Source organism: Serratia ureilytica (assembly GCF_017309605.1).
GTDB classification, from domain to species: Bacteria; Pseudomonadota; Gammaproteobacteria; order Enterobacterales; family Enterobacteriaceae; genus Serratia; species Serratia ureilytica.
Genome location: NZ_CP071320.1, coordinates 303,743 through 325,604, shown reverse-complemented (window position 1 = coordinate 325,604; position 21,862 = coordinate 303,743). Strand labels below are relative to the sequence as shown.

21 protein-coding genes are annotated in these 21,862 nt (G+C 61.6%); 6 read left to right on the top strand and 15 right to left on the bottom strand.

Translation table 11 applies throughout. The features are described 5' to 3' along the window. Nucleotides 1-52: 52 nt before the first annotated feature. The 3 genes from J0X03_RS01475 to kefG are packed head-to-tail and all read right to left on the bottom strand — an operon-like array spanning nucleotide 53 to nucleotide 2,633. Entirely contained in the window at nucleotides 53-256 is a 204-nt protein-coding gene (locus tag J0X03_RS01475) for a YheV family putative zinc ribbon protein (protein ID WP_015379274.1), read from the bottom strand. Nucleotides 257-270: 14 nt separating this feature from the next. Continuing rightward, nucleotides 271-2,079, bottom strand: coding sequence for a glutathione-regulated potassium-efflux system protein KefB (gene kefB, locus J0X03_RS01470; RefSeq protein WP_033651722.1), 1,809 nt, complete (start codon nucleotides 2,077-2,079; stop codon nucleotides 271-273). 2 nt (nucleotides 2,080-2,081) lie between these two features. Continuing rightward, entirely contained in the window at nucleotides 2,082-2,633 is a 552-nt protein-coding gene (gene kefG, locus J0X03_RS01465; protein ID WP_028127618.1) for a glutathione-regulated potassium-efflux system ancillary protein KefG, read from the bottom strand. 129 nt (nucleotides 2,634-2,762) lie between these two features. On the opposite strand from kefG, the gene J0X03_RS01460 reads away from it, so the two are divergent. Next, nucleotides 2,763-4,676 (top strand): ABC transporter ATP-binding protein, encoded by a 1,914-nt coding sequence (locus J0X03_RS01460; RefSeq protein WP_160204665.1) that lies wholly within the window; start codon nucleotides 2,763-2,765, stop codon nucleotides 4,674-4,676. Between the two features lie 6 nt (nucleotides 4,677-4,682). Here J0X03_RS01460 and tauD read toward each other — a convergent pair whose 3' ends face one another. The 6 genes from tauD to J0X03_RS01430 form a co-directional block, all read right to left on the bottom strand. Beyond that, nucleotides 4,683-5,531 carry a taurine dioxygenase gene (gene tauD, locus J0X03_RS01455; protein WP_033645253.1) on the bottom strand — a complete coding sequence of 283 codons (849 nt, stop codon included), beginning with the start codon at nucleotides 5,529-5,531 and terminating at the stop codon, nucleotides 4,683-4,685. Beyond that, a complete protein-coding gene (tauC, locus tag J0X03_RS01450) occupies nucleotides 5,528-6,364 on the bottom strand; it encodes a taurine ABC transporter permease TauC (protein ID WP_033645254.1) in 837 nt (278 codons plus the stop codon). The genes tauD and tauC overlap by 4 nt, the downstream gene beginning before the upstream one ends. Continuing rightward, complete coding sequence (gene tauB, locus J0X03_RS01445) at nucleotides 6,361-7,128, bottom strand: taurine ABC transporter ATP-binding subunit (protein WP_033645255.1); 768 nt, start codon at nucleotides 7,126-7,128, stop codon at nucleotides 6,361-6,363. The genes tauC and tauB overlap by 4 nt, the downstream gene beginning before the upstream one ends. A gap of 9 nt (nucleotides 7,129-7,137) precedes the next feature. Continuing rightward, nucleotides 7,138-8,133 carry a taurine ABC transporter substrate-binding protein gene (gene tauA / locus J0X03_RS01440; protein WP_004930383.1) on the bottom strand — a complete coding sequence of 332 codons (996 nt, stop codon included), beginning with the start codon at nucleotides 8,131-8,133 and terminating at the stop codon, nucleotides 7,138-7,140. Between the two features lie 114 nt (nucleotides 8,134-8,247). Next, a complete protein-coding gene (locus J0X03_RS01435) occupies nucleotides 8,248-9,030 on the bottom strand; it encodes a PhzF family phenazine biosynthesis protein (protein ID WP_033645256.1) in 783 nt (260 codons plus the stop codon). A gap of 11 nt (nucleotides 9,031-9,041) precedes the next feature. Beyond that, nucleotides 9,042-9,644: a LysE family translocator gene (locus J0X03_RS01430; protein ID WP_033645257.1), complete on the bottom strand. Its 603-nt coding sequence runs from the start codon at nucleotides 9,642-9,644 to the stop codon at nucleotides 9,042-9,044. Nucleotides 9,645-9,763: 119 nt separating this feature from the next. On the opposite strand from J0X03_RS01430, the gene J0X03_RS01425 reads away from it, so the two are divergent. The 3 genes from J0X03_RS01425 to J0X03_RS01415 all read left to right on the top strand — a co-directional run bounded on the left by J0X03_RS01425 (nucleotide 9,764) and on the right by J0X03_RS01415 (nucleotide 11,995). After that, nucleotides 9,764-10,744, top strand: a complete 981-nt coding sequence (locus tag J0X03_RS01425; RefSeq protein ID WP_160204666.1) for a hydrolase — start codon at nucleotides 9,764-9,766, stop codon at nucleotides 10,742-10,744. Then, a complete protein-coding gene (locus J0X03_RS01420) occupies nucleotides 10,741-10,974 on the top strand; it encodes a YheU family protein (RefSeq protein WP_069101032.1) in 234 nt (77 codons plus the stop codon). The genes J0X03_RS01425 and J0X03_RS01420 overlap by 4 nt, the downstream gene beginning before the upstream one ends. Before the next feature lie 151 nt (nucleotides 10,975-11,125). Then, nucleotides 11,126-11,995, top strand: coding sequence for a phosphoribulokinase (locus tag J0X03_RS01415; RefSeq protein ID WP_025304516.1), 870 nt, complete (start codon nucleotides 11,126-11,128; stop codon nucleotides 11,993-11,995). Between the two features lie 38 nt (nucleotides 11,996-12,033). Here J0X03_RS01415 and J0X03_RS01410 read toward each other — a convergent pair whose 3' ends face one another. After that, a complete protein-coding gene (locus J0X03_RS01410; RefSeq protein ID WP_025304517.1) occupies nucleotides 12,034-12,441 on the bottom strand; it encodes an OsmC family protein in 408 nt (135 codons plus the stop codon). Nucleotides 12,442-12,823: 382 nt separating this feature from the next. On the opposite strand from J0X03_RS01410, the gene crp reads away from it, so the two are divergent. Beyond that, the gene (crp, locus tag J0X03_RS01405) at nucleotides 12,824-13,456 is read left to right on the top strand and encodes a cAMP-activated global transcriptional regulator CRP (RefSeq protein WP_004090925.1); all 633 of its coding nucleotides are present in this window, start codon (nucleotides 12,824-12,826) and stop codon (nucleotides 13,454-13,456) included. 50 nt (nucleotides 13,457-13,506) lie between these two features. Further along, complete coding sequence (locus tag J0X03_RS01400; protein ID WP_129993646.1) at nucleotides 13,507-15,585, top strand: YccS/YhfK family putative transporter; 2,079 nt, start codon at nucleotides 13,507-13,509, stop codon at nucleotides 15,583-15,585. Between the two features lie 40 nt (nucleotides 15,586-15,625). On the opposite strand, the gene argD is transcribed toward J0X03_RS01400, so the two are convergent. From argD to J0X03_RS01375, 5 genes are all read right to left on the bottom strand, one after another. Continuing rightward, nucleotides 15,626-16,843 carry a bifunctional acetylornithine/succinyldiaminopimelate transaminase gene (gene argD, locus J0X03_RS01395; RefSeq protein WP_129993645.1) on the bottom strand — a complete coding sequence of 406 codons (1,218 nt, stop codon included), beginning with the start codon at nucleotides 16,841-16,843 and terminating at the stop codon, nucleotides 15,626-15,628. Between the two features lie 131 nt (nucleotides 16,844-16,974). Next, complete coding sequence (locus J0X03_RS01390) at nucleotides 16,975-17,550, bottom strand: aminodeoxychorismate synthase component II (protein ID WP_033645386.1); 576 nt, start codon at nucleotides 17,548-17,550, stop codon at nucleotides 16,975-16,977. A 72-nt stretch (nucleotides 17,551-17,622) separates the two neighbouring features. Then, the gene (locus J0X03_RS01385) at nucleotides 17,623-19,146 is read right to left on the bottom strand and encodes a helicase HerA-like domain-containing protein (RefSeq protein WP_033645261.1); all 1,524 of its coding nucleotides are present in this window, start codon (nucleotides 19,144-19,146) and stop codon (nucleotides 17,623-17,625) included. 151 nt (nucleotides 19,147-19,297) lie between these two features. Further along, nucleotides 19,298-20,023, bottom strand: a complete 726-nt coding sequence (btsR, locus tag J0X03_RS01380) for a two-component system response regulator BtsR (RefSeq protein WP_160204667.1) — start codon at nucleotides 20,021-20,023, stop codon at nucleotides 19,298-19,300. Continuing rightward, complete coding sequence (locus J0X03_RS01375) at nucleotides 20,023-21,708, bottom strand: sensor histidine kinase (protein ID WP_044029984.1); 1,686 nt, start codon at nucleotides 21,706-21,708, stop codon at nucleotides 20,023-20,025. The genes btsR and J0X03_RS01375 overlap by 1 nt, the downstream gene beginning before the upstream one ends. Between the last annotated feature and the right edge of the window lie 154 nt (nucleotides 21,709-21,862).

Here is a 21,862-nt window from a genome sequence, read left to right as displayed (position 1 = left end):
GACAGATTGTAACGGAAATCTGCCTCGCTGTACCCTCCGGGATAAAAAAACGCTACTTCGGCTGAAAAATGCCGATCACCTGCTCTTGCGGTCGAACGTGTTTTTCCACCTGTTGTTCGGTCTGGCGCTGGTGATGGCCGCACTTGACGCACTCCACCACTTCCACCTGATCCTCCCGCCATACCGCCAGCGTATCCATGGCGCTACAGCTCGGGCACACCGCTCCGGCGATAAATCTCTTACGTGTTGCAGACATCGTTATGCTCCCGCTTATTCGTATTCATCCCAGCCGTCAAACTGGCGACTTTCTTTTTGCATTTCGCGATGGAAGAGCTCTTCCAGCTCGCGCCGCGCCTCTTTCACGCGAGAAATTTGCGCCACGTCGCCCTGATGCGGCGGCATCAGCTCACGCAGCATGCGCATATCCAGACGACGGAAATGCTGCTGGGCGCGAAAGGCCTGATGCGGGTGCATGCCCAATTCCATCAGCGCCTTGCGCCCCAGTTCCAGCGCGCTGGAGAAGGTCTCGCGGCTGAACTGTTTTACGCCCGCCTGCAGCAGCTCATGCGCCTCCACGCGGCCGCGCGCGCGCGCCAGGATGCTCAGGTTCGGGAAGTGCTGCTGGCACAGCCGCACGATCGCCATGGTGTCTTCCGGCTCATTGCTGGTGATCACGATCGACTTGGCCTTCTCTGCGCCTGCCGCGCGCAGCAGCTCCAGCTCGGTGGCGTCGCCGTAATAGACCTTGTAACCGTAGCGACGCAGCACGCCGACGGCGCTGACGTCGCGTTCCAGTACGGTAATGCGCATTTTGTTGGCCATCAGCAGGCGGCCGATCACCTGGCCAAAACGCCCGAAGCCGACGATGATCACCTGCGGATCGTCATCTTCCACGTACGGCGTCTCCTCGTCTTCGTCTTTGGCGTTATAGCGGCGCGCCAAAATGCGATCGATGGCCTGCATCAACAGCGGCGTGGTCATCATCGACAGCGTCACCACCACCAGCAGCAAAGAGAGTTGATCCGGCTGCAGCACCTTTTGGGCGCCCGCCGCCGAAAACAGCACGAAGGCGAACTCACCGCCCTGGCTGAGCACGCCGGCGAACTGCAGGCGTACCGAACTGCGCAGGCCGAACAGGCGCGATACGCCGTAGAGCACGCCGGATTTCACCGCCACCAACGCCAACACGCCGATCAACACCTCGGCCAGATGGGTGTAGAGCACGCCGATATTCAACACCATGCCCACCGAGATAAAGAACAGCCCCAGCAGCAGCCCTTTAAACGGCTCGATGGAGATCTCCAGTTCGTGGCGGTATTCGCTCTCCGCCAGCAGCACGCCGGCGATGAAGGTGCCGAGCGCCATCGACAGGCCGAGCGTCTCCATAAACAGCGCCGAGCCGAGCACCAGCAGCAGCGCCGCGGCGGTAAAGATCTCGCGCACGCCGGAAGCGGCGATATAGCGGAACAGCGGCCGCAGCAGGAAGCGGCCGCCGATCAGCATGCCGCCGAACGCCGCCACCTTGAGCGCGATCTTCGCCCAGTCGTCGCTGGTGCCGCCGGCGCCGGCCAGAATGGGGATCAACGCCAGCGCCGGGATCACCGCCATATCCTGGAACAGCAGCACCGAGAAACCCAGCTGCCCGCCTTCGTTGCGGTTCATGCCCTTTTCGCGCATCAGCTGCAGCGCCATGGCGGTGGAAGACATCGCCAGGCCAACGCCGCCGATCACCGCCGCCTGCCAGGCGAAGTGCGTCAGGTACAGCAATGCGCCCAGCACCGCCGCGGTGATCAGCACCTGGCCGGCGCCGGCGCCGAAAATCGAGCGCCGCAGCTCCCACAGCTTGCTGGGGTTCAGCTCCAGGCCGATGATGAACATCAGGAACACCACGCCCAGCTCGGAGAAGTGCAGGATCTCGTCAACGTCGCGAATAAAACCCAATCCCCACGGGCCGATGGCGATGCCGGCGATCAGATAACCCAGCACCGCGCCGATCCCCAGGCGACGGGCGATCGGCACCGTCACCACCGCGGCAAACAGGAACAGTAAAATGGCGGTCAGTAAGGTCGATCCTTCCATGATCACCGCCCCCCGTGCGGCAGCGGGTGGCTCAGCCACTCCCCGTAGGCGTCTGCGTGGCTGCGCAGCACCTCCGGCTTTTGCCGCCGCGCCCAATAGACCACGAACGGCGTCAACCAGTGCATATGGCACATCCCGGCGGTCAACTCGAACGGCCGCAGGATATCTTCCATCGGATAATGGTTATAACCGCCGGTGCGGTAGGCGCCTTCCGGCTCGCCGGTGGTGATCACCGAACGCCAGTATTTGCCCGCCAGCGCATTGCCGCCCACGCCGCTGGCGAAGCCGCGCGCCAGCACGCGATCCAGCCATTCCTTCAGCAGCGCCGGGCAGCTGTAGGTATACAGCGGGTGCTGAAACACGATGACCTGATGCTCACGCAGCAGCTGTTGTTCGTGATGAATATCGATAAAAAAATCAGGGTAGTGCGCGTAGAGATCGTGCACGGTGACATGTTCCAACTGCTGCGCCGGTCGAAGCAAAACCCGGTTCGCCACCGAGTCATGGGATTCCGGATGGGCATACAGCAGCAAGACCTTGGGCGGCTGCGACATCATTCCCCTCCAAAGCGTCGTCAGGGTAGCGGTTTTCCGTTACCATGCATCGCAAAGACAAAAACAGCGCGCGGTGCGCGTTCTGTTACCTTAATGATAATTTAACATACTCTGAACATACGGCGCTTTATGATTGTATTCTCCTCGCTACAAATCCGACGCGGCATCCGCGTCCTGCTGGACAACGCCACGGCGACGGTTAATCCTGGTCAGAAGGTCGGCCTGGTCGGCAAAAACGGCTGCGGCAAATCCACGCTGTTGTCGCTGCTGAAGGGCGAGATCGCGGCGGACGGCGGCAGCTTCACCTTCCCCGGCAACTGGGCGCTGGCCTGGGTCAACCAGGAGACGCCGGCGCTGGACGTGTCGGCGATCGAGTATGTTATCGACGGCGACCGCGAGTTTCGCCAGCTCGAAGCCGAACTGCAGGCCGCCAACGACCGCAACGACGGCCACGCCATCGCCACCCTGCACGGCAAGCTGGACGCCATCGACGCCTGGACCATTCGTTCCCGCGCCGCCAGCCTGCTGCACGGTCTCGGCTTCTCCAACGAACAACTGCAAAGCCCGGTGCGCGACTTTTCCGGCGGCTGGCGCATGCGTCTTAACCTGGCGCAGGCGTTGGTGTGCCGTTCCGATCTGCTGCTGCTCGACGAACCGACCAACCACCTGGATCTCGATGCGGTGATCTGGCTGGAGCGCTGGCTGAAAAGCTATCCCGGCACGCTGGTGCTTATCTCGCACGACCGCGACTTCCTCGATCCGATCGTCGACAAGATCCTGCATATCGAACAGCAGACGATGAACGAGTACACCGGCAACTACTCGTCGTTCGAACGCCAACGCGCCACCAAACTGGCGCAGCAGCAGTCGCTGTATCAGCACCAGCAAGAAAAAGTGGCGCACCTGCAAAGCTATATCGACCGTTTCCGCGCGCAGGCGACCAAGGCCAAGCAGGCGCAGAGCCGCATCAAGATGCTGGAACGCATGGAGCTGATCGCCCCGGCGCACGTCGACAACCCGTTCACCTTCAGCTTCCAGCCGCCGGAAAGCCTGCCGAACCCGCTGCTGCGCATGGAAAAAGTCAGCGCCGGGTACGGCGACAAGGTGATCCTGAAGTCCATCAAACTGAACCTGGTGCCCGGCTCACGCATTGGCCTGCTCGGCCGCAACGGCGCCGGTAAATCGACGTTGATCAAACTGCTGGCCGGCACCCTGGAGCCGCTGAGCGGCGAGATCGGCCTGGCGAAAGGCATCAAGCTGGGTTACTTCGCTCAGCACCAGTTGGAATTCCTGCGCGCCGACGAATCGCCGCTGCAGCACCTGAGCCGCATCGCGCCACGGGTACTGGAGCAACAGCTGCGCGATTATCTGGGCGGTTTCGGCTTCCAGGGCGACAAGGTCAGTGAAATCACCGAACGCTTCTCCGGCGGCGAGAAGGCGCGGCTGGTGCTGGCGCTGATCGTCTGGCAGCGCCCGAACCTGCTGCTGCTCGATGAACCGACCAACCACCTGGATCTCGACATGCGCCAGGCGCTGACCGAAGCGCTGATCGATTTCGAAGGCGCATTGGTGGTGGTCTCGCACGACCGTCACCTGCTGCGCTCCACCACCGACGATCTGTACCTGGTGCACGATGGCCAGGTCGAGCCTTTCGAAGGCGATCTCGACGATTATCAGCAGTGGCTGATCGATCTGCAGCGCCAGGAAAGCCAACAGGACGCGCCGGAAAAAGAGAGCGGCAGCAACAGCGCGCAGGCGCGCAAGGATCAAAAACGCCGCGAGGCGGAGTTCCGTACGCAAACCCAACCGCTGCGCAAGCAGATCGCCAAGCTGGAACAGCAGATGGAAAAACTGGGCGCCGAACTGGCGGCGGTGGAAGAGCAGTTGGCGGATTCCGCACTGTACGACATCAGCCGCAAGGCCGAACTGACCGACTGCCTGCAAAAGCAAAGCCAGGCCAAATCCGCGCTCGAAGAGACGGAAATGACCTGGCTGGATGCGCAGGAACAGCTGGAGCAGTTAACGCAGGCGTTCGACGCCTAACCGTTGTTACGCCTTGTAAAAGGGCTTGTCCCCCAGAATGGTCGCGCGGTGCATGATGCGCCGCTGCGGCAGATAATCCGCGTTGGCGTAGTGCTGCGTCACGCGGTTATCCCAGATCGCCACGTCATTCTCCTGCCAACGCCAGCGCACCTGAAACTCCGGTTTGGTGATGTGAGCAAACAGGAAATTCAGTAAAGCGTCGCTCTCCTTCGGCGCCAGATCGACGATCCGCGTGGTGAACCCTTCATTGACGAACAGCGCCTGCCGGCCGCTGACCGGATGGGTACGCACCACCGGATGCAACAGCGGCGGGTTTTTCTGCACCGCCAGTTGCCAGCGCTGATGCTCTTCTTCACTGCCGCGATGCTTGTGCTCCGGGAACGACTTGGTGAAGTCATGTTCCGCGCGCAGCCCCGCGAGCAGCGTTCTGAACGGCGCCGACAGCGCCTCATAGGCGGCGATGCCGCTGGCCCACAGCGTATCGCCGCCGGTGGCAGGCAGCGTCTTGGCCGCCAGGATCGCCCCCAGCGGCGGGTTCTCGATAAAGGTCACGTCGGTGTGCCAGTTGTCGTTGTCCGGCGGGTTGTCGTCGTGGGTATCGAGCACGATGATCTCTTCCACGTCGGTGGCGTGCGGATAGACCGGATGGATGTGCAGATCGCCGAAGCGGCCGGCCAGATCGCGCTGCTGCAGCGGCGTGATCGGCTGGTTGCGGAAGAACAGCACCTGATGCTTGAGCAGCGCATGATAAAGCTGTTCAAACTGGCCGTCGCCCAGCGGCCGGGCCAACTCGACGTTTTCCACCAGCGCCCCGATGTAAGGCCCCAGTGGGGTGATATTCAGACGTTCGTTCATTGCTGTACTCCATGCCACGGGGTCAATCGGCGCTGCAGGGCGCGCAGCCCCAGCTCCAACCCAAATGCAATCACCGCAATCACGCCGATGCCGGCCAGCACCACGTCGGTCGCCAGAAACTCACCGGCGGATTGCACCATAAATCCCAGGCCGCGCGTGGCGGCGATCAGTTCGGCGGCCACCAGCGTCGACCAACCGACGCCCAGCCCGATGCGAATGCCGGTCAGGATCTCCGGCAGCGCGCTCGGCAGCACCACGAAACGCAGCACCTGCCAACGCGTCGCACCCAACGCGCGGGCCGCGCGCACCCGTACCTGCGCCACGCTGCGCACGCCGGCCACGGCGGACAGCGTCACCGGCGCGAAAATCGCCAGATAAATCAGCAAGATCTTCGAGGTTTCGCCGATGCCGAACCAAATCACCATCAGCGGCAAATACGCCAACGGCGGCACCGGACGATAGATCTCAATCAGCGGATCGAGGATGCCGCGCACCGTGTCGTTCAGCCCCATGGCGATGCCCACCGGAATGCCGACGATCACCGCCGCCAGCAGCGCCACCAAAATGCGTCCCAGGCTGGCCGCCAGATGCTGCCACAGCGTGGCGTCCATAAAGCCTTGCGGGCTGGCGATGGTGATCAGCTGATGCAATACCTGCTGCGGCGCCGGCAGGAACAGCGGGCTGATCAGCTGCAGCGCCGTCACGCCCCACCAGACGATCAACACCGTCAACAGCGTGGCGCCGCTCAGCCAAACGTTGCGCGGCACGCTGAAACGGCGCGTCGCTTTGCCCTGCGGCTGCGCCGCGGCCTTTAACGTGGAATGCAGGCTCATAACAAGGCCTCGCGCTGTTGGAAAACTTTGCCCAGCACGTATTCGCGCTGCGCGATAAATTCAGGATCGGACTTAATTGAGCGGCAGGCTTCGCCGTCGGCATAGCGTTGGCCGAAGTTCAGCGACAGCCGCTCCACCACCTGCCCCGGCCCCGGCGACAGCAGCAACAGCTCGCTGGCGAGGAACACCGCCTCTTCAATATCGTGAGTGATCAGCAGCACCTGCTTGCCGGTATCGCGCCAGATGGTCAGCAGCAGCTCTTGCATCTGCTCGCGAGTGAACGCGTCCAGCGCGCCGAACGGTTCATCCAGCAACAGCAGACGCGGATCGGCGGCCAGGGCGCGGGCGATGCCGACGCGTTGGCGCATGCCGCCGGAAAGCTGCCAGATGAAATGCCGCTCGTAACCGGCCAGACCGACGCGCTGCAACATCTGCTCCGCCACCTGGCGGCGCTGCGCCTTGCCGACGCCAGCCAGCTGCAGGCCGAACTCGACGTTGTCCACCACGTTACGCCACGGCAGTAAACCCTCATGCTGGAACACCACGCCCCGTTCGGCGCTTGGGCCATGAACGGACGTTCCATCCAGCGTGATGCTGCCAGCTGAAGGCTCGATAAACCCGGCGATTAAATTCAGCAGCGTGGTTTTGCCGCAGCCCGACGGGCCGAGCACCACCACCAGTTGCCCGGCGGCGATCTGGAACGACACGTCACGCAGCGCGGGCCGCCCCTGATATTCTGCTGAAAGATGGCTGACGTTTAGCATCCTGCTTCCTTACGACTGCGGCGCAGCCTGCACCTGTTTCACAAAACGGTCGGTCACATAAGCGCTGTAATCGCTGTCGACCTGCGGGATCTTGCCCTGCTGCTTGAGGAACTCGGCGGTATCGCGGATTGCCTTGTCCACCGGCTGGCCGAGTTGGGCGACCTGATCCGCAACCGGCAGATAACGGTTCCCCTTCACCAGCTCCGGCACCTGCGCTTCCGGCACGCCGCTCAAGCGCGCCAAGGTGCTGAGATGGCTCGGATCTTTCAGCCACTGTTCCGGCGCCGCCAGGTAGGCCTTCTGCGCCTGCAGGGCGCTGGCGGCAAAGGCGGTCACCACGTCGGGATGTTTCTCGGCAAAGTCTTTGCGCACCACCCACACGTCCAGGGTTGGCGAACCCCATTCGCCCACCTGCGCGGAGTCGGTCAACACCTTGCCTTGTTTGGCCAGTTCGTTGACCACCGGCGCCCAGACGTAGGCGCCGTCGATGTCGCCGCGCTGCCAGGCGGCGGCGATGGCCGGCGGCTGCAGATTGAGGATCTTCACCTGTTCAGGCTTGATGCCCCAATGTTTGAGCGAGGCCAGCAGGCTGTAATGAGTCGTAGAAATAAACGGCACCGCGATGCGCTTGCCGATCAGATCCTGCGGGCTTTTGATGTCATTCTTCACCACCAGCGCTTCGGAACTGCCGAGCTGCGAGGCGATGAGGAACACTTCGATGGGGAGTTTTTGGCTGGCGGCCACCGCCAGCGGGCTGGAGCCGATATTGCCGATCTGCACGTCGCCGGAGGCCAGCGCGCGCAACACGCTGGAGCCGCTGTCGAACTTACGCCAGTCGACGGTCGCACCGGACTGTTTGGCGAAGCTGTTTTCCGCCTGCGCCACCTTGGCCGGCTCCGCCGACGTCTGGTACGCCACGGTGACGTCCACCGCATAGGCGCTGGCAGCGCTGAGCGACAGCGCCAGCAGCGCCGCGTTGCGTAAAGAAAAGAGTTTGCCCGCCATGTTCCGCTCCGTTGATAAAAATCTGTTCAGTTGCTGACAGTTTTATCTGAGCGATGACGGGCGATAAAAGAATAAAAAAGTCTTCTTTATTACCTTAGGTAATATTAAAGCGAATCACAGCACGATCGTCCCGCGCAAGAACACGTGAGCGTAGCCGCCGAGCAGCGTGCGGTCCCCTTGCAGTTCGCAGAACAGCTCGCCGCCGCGCGCCGAAATCTGCCGGGCGTGCAGCCGATGGCGGCCGAGACGCGCCGTCCAGTAAGGCATCAACGTACAATGCGCGGAACCGGTCACCGGATCCTCGCCGCCGTCGAGCGTGAAATAGCGCGAAACGAAGTCCACGGTGTCACCCGGCGCGGTGACGATCACCGCGCGGCCGGCCAATGCGATCAGCGCCGGGATGTCCGGGCGCAGCGCGCGCACCTGCGCCTCATTTTCCACCACCGCCAGCAGCGCTTTCGCCTGCCACACTTCCTGCGGCTGCACGCCCAGCAGCGCCGCGAGGCCCGCCGGTTCGGCGACTTTCTGCGGCGGCCTGGCGGGGAAATCAAGCACCAGCCGCTCCCCATCCCGCTCATCGCGCTTGACGAACAGCTCGCCGCCGGCCGATCTGAAGCGAATATCCTTCAGCGCCGGGTTAACCGCGCTGAACATCACATGCGCCGCCGCCAGCGTGCCATGGCCGCAAAGATCGACCTCACGCTCCGGGGTAAACCAGCGAATGGCGGTCATGTCGCCGTCATCCCAGACAAAGCTGGTCTCCGGCAGGCCGATCTCGTTGGCGATCGCCTGCAGCCGCTCCGTCGGCAGTGGCTGCGTCAGCAGGCAGACCCCGGCCGGGTTGCCGCGCAGCCCCTCACCGGTAAAGGCGACCACGTGATAATAGTTTTCCGCCATCGTTCCGCTCCTTAATGCCAAATCAGTAATACACAGGCTGCAGTCAGCAGCCCCATGGAAACGTTGAAGATAATCCAGGCCTTTTTGCTGCGCAGCAGGCGGCCGATCACCGTGCCGAACGCCAGCCAGATAACGCCGGCGACGATGTTGACCGCCAAAATGCCCAGCGCGATCGCCGCAATGGAACCGTTGTACTTATCGCCCGCCAGACTGAAGCTCGCCACCGCGCCCAGCGCCATCAGCCAGGCTTTCGGGTTGAGGAACTGCAACAGCCAGCCCTGATACAGCCGCACCGGCTGCGGCGGCGCCACGTCGGTTTCCAGCTTTTCATAGGCGGCGGTGGCGACTTTCCACGCCAGCCACAGCAGGTACAAACTGCCGAGGATTTTCAGGATCAGGTGCAGCGACGGGTAAACCAGGATCAGGCTGCCGACGCCGAAGGCCACCAGCAGCAAAATGCTTTGCATGCCGAGCATGATGCCGATCATCAGCCACAGCGAACGCATAAAGCCGAAATGAGCGCCGGAGGTGGTCAGCAGCAGGTTATTGGGGCCAGGCGTGATGGCGGCGACCCACAGGAAGCCCAGCATCGAAAGGAATAAACTCGGTTCCATGGCACGGGTGCTCCTCACCCAAGGCGCTTTTTTGCAGTATCATTGTCAGTTATTGGTATTGAAGCTAACAGTGCGCCTGGGATCTCACAATAGTCGCCAACAACATTTTTACTCCGCCTATGCATGACGTCTTTCGCCCCCTGACCGGGGCCAGTAACCCGCACCTGCAAACGCTGTTGCCGCGGCTGGTGCGCCGCCGCGTGTTATTGAAACCGCATTGGCAACGGCTGGAATTGCCCGACGGCGATTTCGTCGATCTCGCCTGGAGCGAGGATCCGGCGCAGGCGCGCGATAAACCGCGCGCGGTGCTGTTCCACGGTCTGGAGGGCAGCTTCTACAGCCCCTACGCGCATGGCCTGCTCAACGCCTGGCGCGAACGTGGCTGGCTCGGGGTGGTGATGCACTTTCGCGGCTGCAGCGGCGTGCCCAACCGCAAACAGCGCATCTACCACTCCGGCGAAACCGAAGACGCGCGTTTCTTCCTGCGCTGGCTGCACGACAGCTACGGCGAGGTGCCAACCGCGGCAGTAGGCGTTTCGCTCGGCGGCAACATGCTGGCCTGTTATCTGGCGCAGCAAGGCGCCGACAGCCTGCTGCAGGCGGCGGTGGTGGTCTCGGCGCCGCTGATGCTGGAGCCCTGCGCCTATCGCATGGAGCAAGGTTTCTCCCGCGTCTATCAGCGCTACCTGTTGGGGCAGCTGAAACAAAACGCCACCCGCAAGCTGTTGCACTACCCGGACACCCTGCCGCTCAAGCTGTCACAGCTGAACGGGTTGCGGCGCATCCGCGAATTCGACGACGCCATCACCTCGCGCATTCACGGCTTCAGCGACGCCACCGATTATTATCGCCGCTGCAGCGCCCTGCCGCTGTTGCCGGCGATCCAAACGCCGCTGCTGATCATCCATGCGAAGGACGATCCCTTCATGACCCATGAGGTGATCCCCGACGTCGCCGGCCTGCCGCGCAATATCGAATATCAGCTGACCGAGTTCGGCGGCCACGTCGGCTTTGTCGGCGGCACGCTGAAAAAACCGCACATGTGGCTGGAGCATCGCATTCCGGCCTGGCTTTCCCCTTCTCTGGACATCCCGACGTGATCATTCCCTGGCAAGAACTGGCAACCGACACCCTGAACAGCCTGATCGAATCCTTTGTGCTGCGTGAAGGCACCGATTACGGCGAGCACGAACGATCGCTGGAGCAGAAGGTGGAGGACGTGCGCCGCCAGCTGAAAAACGGCGAGGTGGTGCTGGTGTGGTCGGAACTGCATGAGAGCGTCAACATCATGCCGCGCGGTCAGATCCGCGCCGGGCAGGAAGAAATTTAGTGGCGCCCGGTTCTATGACTGACGGAAAAAATCAGGTAACAATGGGACATTGCAAACCAGCGCGCGCCATTTTTTCCTGACATAGAGAGCGTCAACAAGAGCCACAATAATCCCCTGACGCCGGCGCATTCAACACGGAGTGACAACCACCATGTCTGCCAAACATCCCGTTATCGCGGTGACCGGTTCCAGCGGCGCCGGCACCACCACCACCAGCGTGGCGTTCCGCAAAATCTTCCAACAGCTCAACATTCGCGCCGCCGAGCTGGAGGGCGACAGCTTCCACCGCTACACCCGGCCGGAAATGGACGCGGCGATCCGCAAGGCGCGCGATCTGGGCAGACACATCAGCTATTTCGGCCCCGAGGCCAACGACTTCGGTCTGCTGCAGCAGAGCTTTATCGAGTACGGCAAAAATGGCACCGGCCGTTCGCGCAAGTACCTGCACACCTACGACGAAGCGGTACCCTACAATCAGGTGCCGGGCACCTTCACCCCGTGGGAGCCGCTGCCGGCGCCGACCGACGTGCTGTTCTACGAGGGGCTGCACGGCGGTGTGGTCACCGAACACCATGACGTGGCTAGCCACGTCGATCTGCTGGTCGGCGTGGTGCCGATCGTCAACCTGGAGTGGATACAGAAGCTGATCCGCGATACCGGCGAACGCGGCCACTCCCGCGAGGCGGTGATGGACTCGGTGGTGCGTTCGATGGAAGACTACATCAACTACATCACGCCGCAGTTCTCGCGCACCCACATCAACTTCCAGCGCGTACCGACGGTGGATACTTCCAACCCGTTCGCCGCCAAAGCCATTCCCTCACTGGATGAAAGCTTCGTGGTGATCCACTTCCGCGGGCTGGATCAGATTGACTTCCCCTATTTGCTGGCGATGCTGCAGGGCTCGTTTATCTCGCACATCAATACGTTAGTGGTGCCGGGCGGCAAGATGGGGCTGGCGATGGAGCTGATCATGGCGCCGCTGGTGCAGCGGCTGCTGGAAGGCAAGAAGATCGAATAAACGCGTTGAGCGCGGCGGCGGGCCGCGCTCCGTCTCGATTACGCCGGCTGGCGGATCTCGAAGCTGTGGGTCACCGTGGCGGCCTTGTTGAGCATCAGCGCCACCGAGCAGTACTTCTCCGCCGACAGGTTCACCGCTCGCTCTACGATTTTGTCGGTCAGATCCTGGCCGGTGACGATGAAGTGCAGGTTGATATGGGTGAACAACCGCGGGGCTTCTGCACGGCGCTCGGAGGTCAGCTTCACCTCGCAGTCGCGCACGTCGTTGCGCCCTTTTTGCAGGATGGACACCACGTCGATCGCGCTGCAGCCGCCCACCGACATCAGCACCATTTCCATCGGGCTGGGCGCTTTATCGCCGGCGTTGCCGTCCATCAGCACCTGGTGGCCGGAGGCCGATTCACCCAAAAACGTTAACCCTTCCACCCACTTAACTCTTGCCTGCATTCTCGTCACTCCGGTTGATTTCTTAAAATCAGAGTACGCTTTCGCATAGAAACAGGCAACGTAACCTGATGCTAATCATGCTGAAGCGAGACAACACGAGACACCCGCCTTACTCTGTGCTACAAACAGAGCCGCAATAAATCTTTCCGGGACACTGAATTTCAGGGAAACGCCCAGAGAAAGGCTCCTTTACCGGTATGTTAACAGAATGTAGCTTGCAGCGCTTACGGCAAGTTAATATGCTAGAGCGACAGCGTATTTTTATGACACGCCTCAAAACTTGCCGGTAGCCCTCGCTCATAACTGCGGCTACAGGCGGGTTTTACAGGGAACTCTGACCCCTGTGACACAAGGCAGCGATAACAACAGAGGATAACAGCGAATGGTTCTCGGCAAACCGCAAACAGACCCTACTCTCGAATGGTTCCTGTCTCATTGCCATATCCACAAATATCCATCGAAGAGTACGCTGATTCACCAAGGTGAAAAGGCCGAAACGCTTTACTACATCGTGAAAGGCTCCGTCGCGGTGCTGATCAAGGATGAAGAAGGTAAAGAGATGATCCTGTCCTACCTCAACCAGGGGGATTTCATCGGCGAGCTCGGATTGTTCGAAGAAGGCCAGGAGCGCAGCGCCTGGGTTCGCGCGAAAACCGCCTGTGAAGTGGCCGAAATTTCCTACAAGAAATTCCGCCAGCTGATCCAGGTGAACCCGGACATCCTGATGCGTCTGTCCGCCCAAATGGCGAGCCGCCTGCAGGTCACCTCCGAAAAAGTGGGCAACCTCGCCTTCCTGGACGTTACCGGCCGCATCGCGCAAACCCTGCTGAATCTGGCGAAGCAACCCGACGCCATGACTCACCCGGACGGCATGCAGATCAAGATCACCCGTCAGGAGATCGGCCAGATCGTCGGCTGCTCGCGTGAAACCGTTGGCCGTATTCTGAAAATGCTGGAAGATCAAAACCTGATTTCCGCCCACGGCAAAACCATTGTCGTCTACGGCACCCGTTAATCCCTGAAAAAACGGCGCAGTCTGCGCCGTTTTTTTGTCTGCTCTCTGCCATGTGGCGCCGCCTGATCTACCACCCGGAAATCAACTACGCACTGCGACAAACGCTGGTGTTGTGCCTGCCGGTGCTGTTCGGCCTGCTGATAGGCCAGCTGCAGCTCGGCCTGATGTTCTCCCTCGTGCCCGCCTGCTGCAATATCGCCGGGCTGGATACGCCGCATAAGCGCTTCTTTAAACGACTGATCGTCGGCGGTTCGCTGTTCGCCTTCAGCAGCGTGCTGCTGCAACAGGCCCTGCTGTGGCACGTGCCGCTGCCGGCGCTGATGCTGGGCCTGGCGCTGCTGCTCGGCGTCACCGGCGAAATCAGCCCGCTGCACGCCCGGCTGTTGCCGGCGGCGCTGGTGGCCGCCATCTTCGCCCTCAGCACGGCCGGCACGGTGCCTATCTGGCAGGCGCCGCTGCTGTACGCGATCGGCACCGCCTGGTATGGCTTATTCACCTGGTTCTGGTTCAAGCTGTGGAAAGAGCAGCCGATGCGCGAGACGCTGAGCCAGCTCTATCTGGAACTGGCGGACTATTTCGAAGCCAAATACTCGCTGCTGACCCAGCACACCGATCCGCAGACCGCGCTGCCGCCGCTGCTGGTGCGCCAGCAAAAGGTGATGGACCTGATCAGCCTGTTGTACCAACAGCTTAATTTCCTGCCGCACGCCAACAATCTCGAGCAAAAGCGCCTGCAGCGCGCCTTTCAGGTGGCGATGGACCTGCAGGAGCACATCACCGTCAGCCTGCATCTGCCGGAAGAGGTGCAAAAACTGGTGGAGCAGAGCCAGGCCGAAGCGATCATTCGCCGCAATGCTCAGGTGATCGCCGGCCGGCTGCGCGTGGTGGCGCACGATATTCTCTATCATCAATATTCGAAGCGCTTCTCCATGACCCACGAGCTGGCGGCGCTGGAAAAAATGGCGGCGCAGCATCCCGATAATCCGGTCGGCCAGTTTTGTTATTACCACTTCAGCCGCATCGCCCGCCTGCTGCGCACCCAGCATCCGCTGTACCGCCGCGACCTGATGCCCGGCCAGCACCGCCTGCCGTTTTGGCCGGCGCTGGTCAGCTATCTGTCGTTCAAATCCACCGCCCTGCGCAACGCCGCGCGGCTGGGCGTAACGCTGGCGGTCGGCAGCAGCCTGGGTGCGGTATTCAACCTGCCGAAGCCTTACTGGATCCTGCTCACCATCATGCTGGTGAGCCAAAACGGGTATAACGCCACCCGGGTGCGTATTCAGCACCGTGCGCTGGGCACGATTGCCGGGCTATTGCTGGCAGCCGGGCTGCTGCAGCTGCAGTTGCCGGAGGGAGAAACGCTGAGCATCATGCTGGTGATCACGCTGCTGGCCTACCTGGTTTCGCGCAAGAACTACGGGCTGTCGGTGATTGGCTTTACGGTCACGGCGGTTTACACCCTGCAGCTGCTGGCGCTGAACGGCTCGCATTTTCTGGTACCGCGCCTGATCGATACGCTGATCGGCTGCGTGCTGGCGTTCGGCGGCACCATTTGGCTGTGGCCGCAGTGGCAAAGCGGGCTGCTGCGCAAGAATGCCCATCAGGCGCTGGAGAACGATCAAGCCGCGCTGCGGCTGATGCTGAAGCAACCGGAACCGGACGCCACCGCGTTGGCCTATACCCGCATGCAGGTCAACCAGGCACACAACGCGCTGTTCACCTCGCTCAATCAGGCGATGCAAGAGCCGGGGTTCGCGTCAAACTATCTGGCGGACATGCGGCTGTGGGTCACTCACAGCCAGTTCATCGTCGAACACCTGAACGCCATGACCATTCTGGCACGCGAGCACTACATGCTGACGCCGAAACTGGCGGAAGAGTATCTGCAGACCTGTGAAATCGCGCTGCAAAGCTGCCAGCAGCGGTTGGAATACGACGGCCCGAGCAGCGGCAACAGCGGCATCATGCAGCCGCCGGATCTGCATCCGGACATGCCCGTTACCGAGATGGAGCGCCATCTGCGGCGCATTTTGTCGCACCTGAGCGTGATGCACACCATTTCGTCGCTGGCCTGGCGCCAGCGCCCGCACCACGGCATCTGGCTCAAGCGCAAACTGCGCGATCAATAAGGGCGCGGCATGCCGCGCCCCGTTATATGCCGCGCGGGCTTCAGGCGTTGATCACATCCTGCACCGCCAGCTCGAACAGCGCCATGCCGGCCTCGATATCCTGCAGCTCCACCACCAGCGACGGCGCGAAACGGATCACGTTCGGCCCGGCATTGAGGATCATCAACCCACGCGCGGCGGCGGCGGTGAGGAAGTCGCGCGCCCTGCCGTGATAATGCGGCGTCAGCTCGGCGCCAATCAGCAGCCCCATGCCGCGAATCGCGGTGAAAATACCGTATTTATCGCCGATATGCTGCAAAACCTGCACATACAGCGCATGACGCTGCTCAATGCCACTCAGCACCTCCGGCGTATTGATCACGTCCAGCGCCGCCTCCGCCACCGCGCAGGCCAGCGGGTTGCCGCCGTAGGTGGTGCCGTGGGTGCCCACCTGCATCACCGACGCAATGTCTTCGGTGGTCAGCATGGCGCTGACCGGGAAACCGCCGCCCAGCGCCTTGGCGGTGGTGAGAATGTCCGGCGTCACGCCATAATGCATATAGGCGAACAGTTTGCCGCTGCGCCCCATGCCGCTTTGCACTTCGTCGAACACCAGCAGCGCCTGATGTTGGTCGCACAGTTTGCGCACGCCTTTAAGGAAGTCGGCGTCGACCGGCGTAATGCCGCCCTCGCCCTGAATCGGCTCCATCACCACCGCGCAGGTGTGGTCGTCCATCACCGCTTTCACCGCCGCCAGATCGTTGAACGGCACGTGCACGATGTCGGCCGGCTTCGGCCCGAACCCGTCGGAATATTTGGCCTGCCCGCCCACCGACACGGTGAACAGCGTGCGGCCGTGAAACGCGTTATAGAAGGCGATGATTTTGGTTTTATAGGGGCTGTGGCGGGTGATAGCGTAATGACGCGCCAGTTTGAACGCCGCCTCGTTGGCCTCTGCGCCGGAGTTGGCGAAGAACACCCGATCGGCGAAGGTGGCGTCGATCAATTTGCTCGCCAGGCGCAGCGCCGGTTCATTGGTGAAGACGTTGCTGGTATGCCACAAGGTTTCGCCCTGGCGTTTGAGCGCCTCGACCAGCGCCGGATGGCAGTGCCCCAGCGCCGTCACCGCGATGCCGCCGGAAAAATCGATGTACTCTTTTCCCTGCTGATCCCAGACCCGGCTGCCTTGGCCGCGCACCGGCACAAACTGGGCGGGTGCATAAACAGGCAGGATCACCTGGTCAAAGGTGCTGCGGCTCACTGCGGATTTGTCAGTCATTTTCGGCTCCACCCTGAAGGTTTTTCAGCGCTATCGCGATGTTATAATGAAAATGTAATCACGAAATATGCATAAAAAAACACTAAAGCGCAAATGCAAAACGCCTGACGGGCGAAAAAAATGCGAAGGGATTAACGCCTGAGAAAATTGTCCAACAGCTGATGGCCCTGCTCGCTGAGCACGCTTTCCGGGTGGAACTGCACCCCTTCCAGCGCCAGCGTGCGGTGGCGGATACCCATGATCTCGTCGCGCACGCCGTCGCGTTCGCTCCAGGCGGTCACTTCAAAGCAATCCGGCAGCGTATCGGCTTTCAGCACCAACGAATGGTAACGCGTCACGGTCAGCGGATCGCTCAGGCCGCGAAACACGCCGACGCCCAGATGGCGAATCGCCGAGGTTTTGCCGTGCATCACCGCGCGGGCGCGCACCACCTCGGCGCCGAACGCCTGCCCCAGCGCCTGGTGCCCCAGGCACACGCCGAGGATCGGCAGCTTGCCGGCGAAATGACGAATGGCGGCCAGCGAGATGCCCGCTTCGTTCGGGGTACAAGGGCCGGGGGAAATCACCAGATGCTGCGGCGCCAGCCGCTCGATATCGGCCAGCTGCAGCTCATCATTGCGCTTCACCACCACCTCGGCGCCCAACTCGCAGAAGTACTGGTAAAGGTTATAGGTAAAGGAGTCGTAGTTATCGATCAGCAGCAGCATGTTAGGTCCGGCAGAGAAAAACGCCGCCATAGTTTACTGATTTAACCCGCCGCTGCCGACGATAATTTCCGCTTACTTTTTACGGCCGCCGGTGATCGAGCCCAGTACGCCGCGCAGGATCTGCCGGCCGAGATCGCGCGCCATGCTCTTGGCGGCGGTCTGGACGATGCCGTCGCGTTTGCCGCCGCGCGGGCCGGTGGAACCGAACAGCAGCTCGTTCAATCCGTCCATCAGGCCGCCGCCCGTCTGTTGCTGCGCTTGCGCCTGCGGTTGCTGCCCCTGCTGCGCAGTGCCGACGGTGGCGAAGCCGCCCGACGACAGCTTCTCGTAGGCGGACTCGCGGTCAATCATGTCTTCATAGCGGCCATACAGCGGCGACTTGTTGATCGCGCTGTTCAGCCCTTCCGCGCCGAGCATGCCCATCTTGGATTCCGGCGCGATGACCATCGCCCGCTCCACCACGTTCGGCCGGCCCTTTTCGTCGAGGAATGACACCAGCGCTTCACCCACGCCCAGCTCGGTGATCGCCGTTTCGGCATCGAAGGCCGGATTGGCACGCAGGGTTTGCGCCGCCGTTTTCACCGCCTTCTGATCGCGCGGCGTAAAGGCGCGCAGCGCATGCTGTACGCGGTTGCCCAACTGGCCCAGCACGCTGTCCGGGATATCCAGCGGGTTCTGGGTGACGAAGTAAATGCCGACGCCTTTGGAGCGGATCAGGCGCACCACCTGTTCGATCTTGGTCAACAGCGCCGCCGGCGCGTCGTTGAACAGCAGGTGCGCTTCATCGAAGAAGAACACCAGCTTCGGCTGTTCAGGGTCGCCCACTTCCGGCAGATGTTCAAACAGCTCGGCCAGCAGCCACAGCAGGAACACTGAATACAGCTTCGGCTGATTGATCAGCTTGTCCGCCGCCAGCAGGTTGATCACGCCATGACCGTTGGCGTCGGTTTTCATCAGATCGTTGATGTCCAGCATCGGCTCGCCGAAGAACTGGTTGGCGCCCTGCTCTTCCAGCGTCAGCAACCCGCGCTGGATGGCGCCGATCGACGCGGCAGAGATGTTGCCGTACTGAGTCTGGAATTGTTTGGCGTTATCGCCGACGAACTGCACCATGGCGCGCAGGTCTTTCATGTCCAACAGCAGCAGCGCGTTGTCATCGGCGATTTTGAACACCAGTTGCAGCACGCCACTTTGCACCTCGTTCAGATCCAACAGGCGCCCCAGCAGCAGCGGCCCGAGATCGGAAATGGTGGCGCGGATCGGGTGGCCCTTTTCGCCGTAAATATCCCACGGGATAATGGTGCAGGCCTGCGGCTGCCAGTCGGTGACGCCAATCGCTGCCAGGCGCGCCTGCAGCTTCTCGGAAGGCACGCCCTCGGCGCCGATGCCGGAAAGATCGCCCTTCACGTCCGACAGGAACACCGGCACGCCGATGCGCGAGAACTGTTCGGCCATTTTTTGCAGCGTCACCGTCTTGCCGGTGCCGGTTGCCCCGGTAATCAACCCGTGGCGGTTGGCCAACGCCGGCAAAATCACCAGATCCTGTTCCGGTTTTCCGTCTTTCATCGCCTTGGCGATAATCCGTGGTTCACTCATTTTCTGTTCCTTTGACGCTGACGCGGCGCGAAACGCGCCTGTTGATGCAATAAAGCTATAAGTGCCGCGTAACCCCGTCAAGGACAAACAAAAAGGGCGCCGTCGGGACGCCCATGATGCCTGTCTTTTCAGAATCCCCCTAAGACCTGCGTCACCCCCGCAGCCCCAGTTGCTCCTTCAGCGCTTTCAAATAGCGCCGGCTGACCGGCACCGGATCGCCGGCGGACATGATCATCTCCGCCGCGCCGCCTTCTTCGAAGCGGATCTCGCGCACCTGCTCCAGGTTGACCAAATACTGCCGATGGCAGCGCACCAGCGGCGTACGGCTTTCCAGCGTGCGCAGCGTCAACTCGGTGAAACACTCCATGCCGTCGCTGCGCACCACGAATACCCCGCTCAGTTTGGAACGTATCGCCAGCACCTCGTCAAACCGCAGCAGATAGATGCGGCTGTGGCCGGTGCAGGGAATGTATTTCAGGTAGCCGGCGCTCTCATCCAGCGTCGTCACGTCCTGCGGTGCACTGCGCTGCCGCAGGCGTTGCAGCGTCTTGTTCAGCCGCTTCGGCTCCGCCGGCTTCAGCAGATAGTCGAAGGCGTGCTCCTCGAACGCCTGCACCGCATATTCGTCGTAGGCGGTCAGAAACACGATGTGCGGCATCCGATTGGGATCCAGCATGCCGACCATTTCCAGCCCGCTGATACGCGGCATTTGAATATCGAGAAACACCACGTCCGGCTGCAGCCGGTGGATCTGGCTGATGGCTTCGATGGCGTTGGCGCATTCGCCGATGATCGTGATCCCCGCTTCGGCCTCCAGCAGATGGCGCAGGTTGTCGCGCGCGGAAGGCTCATCGTCAACAATCAGTGCGTTTAACATCAGGCGGCCCTCTCCATGGGAACATTGAGCGTAATGCGGGTATAGGCGTCCGGCCGGCAATCCACCTGCACGCCATAGCCTTCGCCGTAGCGCACGCGAATGCGTTTATCCACCAGATTCATACCCAGCCCGCTGCAGTTCGGTTTCGGCTGGAACAGCCCGGCGTTGTCCGTCACCTGCAGCAGCAGATGCTCGCCTTCGCAGCAGGCGCCGATTTCGATGCGGCCTACGCCCAACAGATGCGAGGTGCCGTGCTTGATGGCGTTCTCGACGATCGGCTGCAGCGAAAACGCCGGCAGCCGCGCCGCCAGCAGCGCCTCGGGCAGCGATACCGCAATCTCCAGCCGATCGGCGAAACGCGCTTTCTCGATCTGCAGGTAGGCGTTCACATGTTCTATCTCGTCCGCCAGGCTGACTTCATCATCCGAGCGCTTGAGGTTTTTGCGAAAGAAGGTCGAAAGGGATTGCACCAACTCGCAGGCGCGCTCGCCATCACGGCGGATCACCGCCACCAGCGTATTCAACGCATTGAAGAGGAAATGCGGGTTGACCTGCGCATGCAACAGCTTGATCTCCGACTGCGCCAACAGCTGCTTGTGGCGCTCGTACTGTCCGGCCATGATCTGCGCCGACAGCAGGCTGGCGATGCCTTCGCCCAGCGTGCGGTTGATAGTGCTGAACAGCTGGCTTTTCGGTTCGTACAGCTTGATGGTGCCGATGACCCGCTGGTTTTCGCCGCGCAGCGGGATCACCAGCGTCGATCCCAGCTTGCAGGCCGGATTGATCGAGCAGCAGTAAGAGAGCTGGTTGCCGTCGGCGTACACCACCTCGTTGTTGTCGATGGCGCGATGCGAATGCACCGAGGCGATCGGCGTCCCCGGCAGGTGGTGATCGTCGCCGATGCCGATAAACGCCAACAGCTTGTCGCGATCGGTGATCGCCACCGCGCCGATACCCAGTTCCTGATAAATCACCCGGGCGACCTTCATGCTGTTTTCCTGATCGAAGCCCTGCCGCAGGATACCCTCGGTGCGCTCGGCGATTTTCAGCGCCTTGGAAGAGAAAGCGCTGGTGTATTTCTCGAACATCGCGCGCCGATCCAGCAGGATTTGCATAAACATCGCCGCGCCGACGGTATTGGCGATCATCATCGGCAGCGCGATGTGTTCCACCAGCTGCAACGCCTCGTTGTAAGGACGCGCCACCGCCAGAATGATCGCCATCTGCAACACTTCCGCCACCAGCGCCACGCCGCCGACGAACAGCGGATTGAACAGCAGCTCGATGCGCCCGCGGCGCATGGCGATGCTGTGTACGATACCGCCGACCAGACCTTCCGACACCGTGGAGATCGCGCAGGCCACGTCGGTCATGCCGCCGAGCGTATACCGGTGCAGCCCGCCGGTCAGCCCGACCAGAAAGCCTACCGACGGCCCGCCCAGCAAGCCGCCCAGGACCGCGCCTATCGCGCGGGTATTGGCGATCGAATCCTGAATGTGCAACCCGAAATAGGTGCCCATGATGCAGAACACCGAGAAAATCACGTAACACAGCAGCTTGTGCGGCAGGCGAATGGTCACCTGCATCAGCGGGATGAACAGCGGGGTTTTGCTCAGCAGATAGGCGATAACGAGATAGACGCACATCTGCTGCAGCAGCAACAGCACCTGGTTAAATTCATACATGGCAGCAACTCATCCAGAGACAACAAAGGGCGAACGCCGGATTTCCGGTCTGATTATTGTCTGCCGATTAGAGCATGGGGCGCGGGAGAAAACAGTGATGAAGGCAAGGCTTCGGGAGGAAGGAGCGGCCGATCCCGGCGGGATCGGCCAAAAA

Bases quoted from the DNA above. Each gene is read 5' to 3' on its own strand.
- J0X03_RS01425 (WP_160204666.1), top strand. From the start codon at position 9,764: ATGCATGACGTCTTTCGCCCCCTGACCGGGGCCAGTAACCCGCACCTG.
- J0X03_RS01410 (WP_025304517.1), bottom strand. From the start codon at position 12,441: ATGCAGGCAAGAGTTAAGTGGGTGGAAGGGTTAACGTTTTTGGGTGAA.
- J0X03_RS01385 (WP_033645261.1), bottom strand. From the start codon at position 19,146: ATGAGTGAACCACGGATTATCGCCAAGGCGATGAAAGACGGAAAACCG.
- J0X03_RS01400 (WP_129993646.1), top strand. From the start codon at position 13,507: ATGTGGCGCCGCCTGATCTACCACCCGGAAATCAACTACGCACTGCGA.
- crp (WP_004090925.1), top strand. From the start codon at position 12,824: ATGGTTCTCGGCAAACCGCAAACAGACCCTACTCTCGAATGGTTCCTG.
- argD (WP_129993645.1), bottom strand. From the start codon at position 16,843: ATGACTGACAAATCCGCAGTGAGCCGCAGCACCTTTGACCAGGTGATC.
- btsR (WP_160204667.1), bottom strand. From the start codon at position 20,023: ATGTTAAACGCACTGATTGTTGACGATGAGCCTTCCGCGCGCGACAAC.
- tauA (WP_004930383.1), bottom strand. From the start codon at position 8,133: ATGGCGGGCAAACTCTTTTCTTTACGCAACGCGGCGCTGCTGGCGCTG.
- kefG (WP_028127618.1), bottom strand. From the start codon at position 2,633: ATGTCGCAGCCGCCCAAGGTCTTGCTGCTGTATGCCCATCCGGAATCC.
- J0X03_RS01475 (WP_015379274.1), bottom strand. From the start codon at position 256: ATGTCTGCAACACGTAAGAGATTTATCGCCGGAGCGGTGTGCCCGAGC.
- tauC (WP_033645254.1), bottom strand. From the start codon at position 6,364: ATGAGCCTGCATTCCACGTTAAAGGCCGCGGCGCAGCCGCAGGGCAAA.
- J0X03_RS01430 (WP_033645257.1), bottom strand. From the start codon at position 9,644: ATGGAACCGAGTTTATTCCTTTCGATGCTGGGCTTCCTGTGGGTCGCC.
- tauD (WP_033645253.1), bottom strand. From the start codon at position 5,531: ATGAACGAACGTCTGAATATCACCCCACTGGGGCCTTACATCGGGGCG.
- tauB (WP_033645255.1), bottom strand. From the start codon at position 7,128: ATGCTAAACGTCAGCCATCTTTCAGCAGAATATCAGGGGCGGCCCGCG.
- kefB (WP_033651722.1), bottom strand. From the start codon at position 2,079: ATGGAAGGATCGACCTTACTGACCGCCATTTTACTGTTCCTGTTTGCC.
- J0X03_RS01460 (WP_160204665.1), top strand. From the start codon at position 2,763: ATGATTGTATTCTCCTCGCTACAAATCCGACGCGGCATCCGCGTCCTG.
- J0X03_RS01390 (WP_033645386.1), bottom strand. From the start codon at position 17,550: ATGCTGCTGCTGATCGATAACTACGACTCCTTTACCTATAACCTTTAC.
- J0X03_RS01435 (WP_033645256.1), bottom strand. From the start codon at position 9,030: ATGGCGGAAAACTATTATCACGTGGTCGCCTTTACCGGTGAGGGGCTG.
- J0X03_RS01375 (WP_044029984.1), bottom strand. From the start codon at position 21,708: ATGTATGAATTTAACCAGGTGCTGTTGCTGCTGCAGCAGATGTGCGTC.
- J0X03_RS01415 (WP_025304516.1), top strand. From the start codon at position 11,126: ATGTCTGCCAAACATCCCGTTATCGCGGTGACCGGTTCCAGCGGCGCC.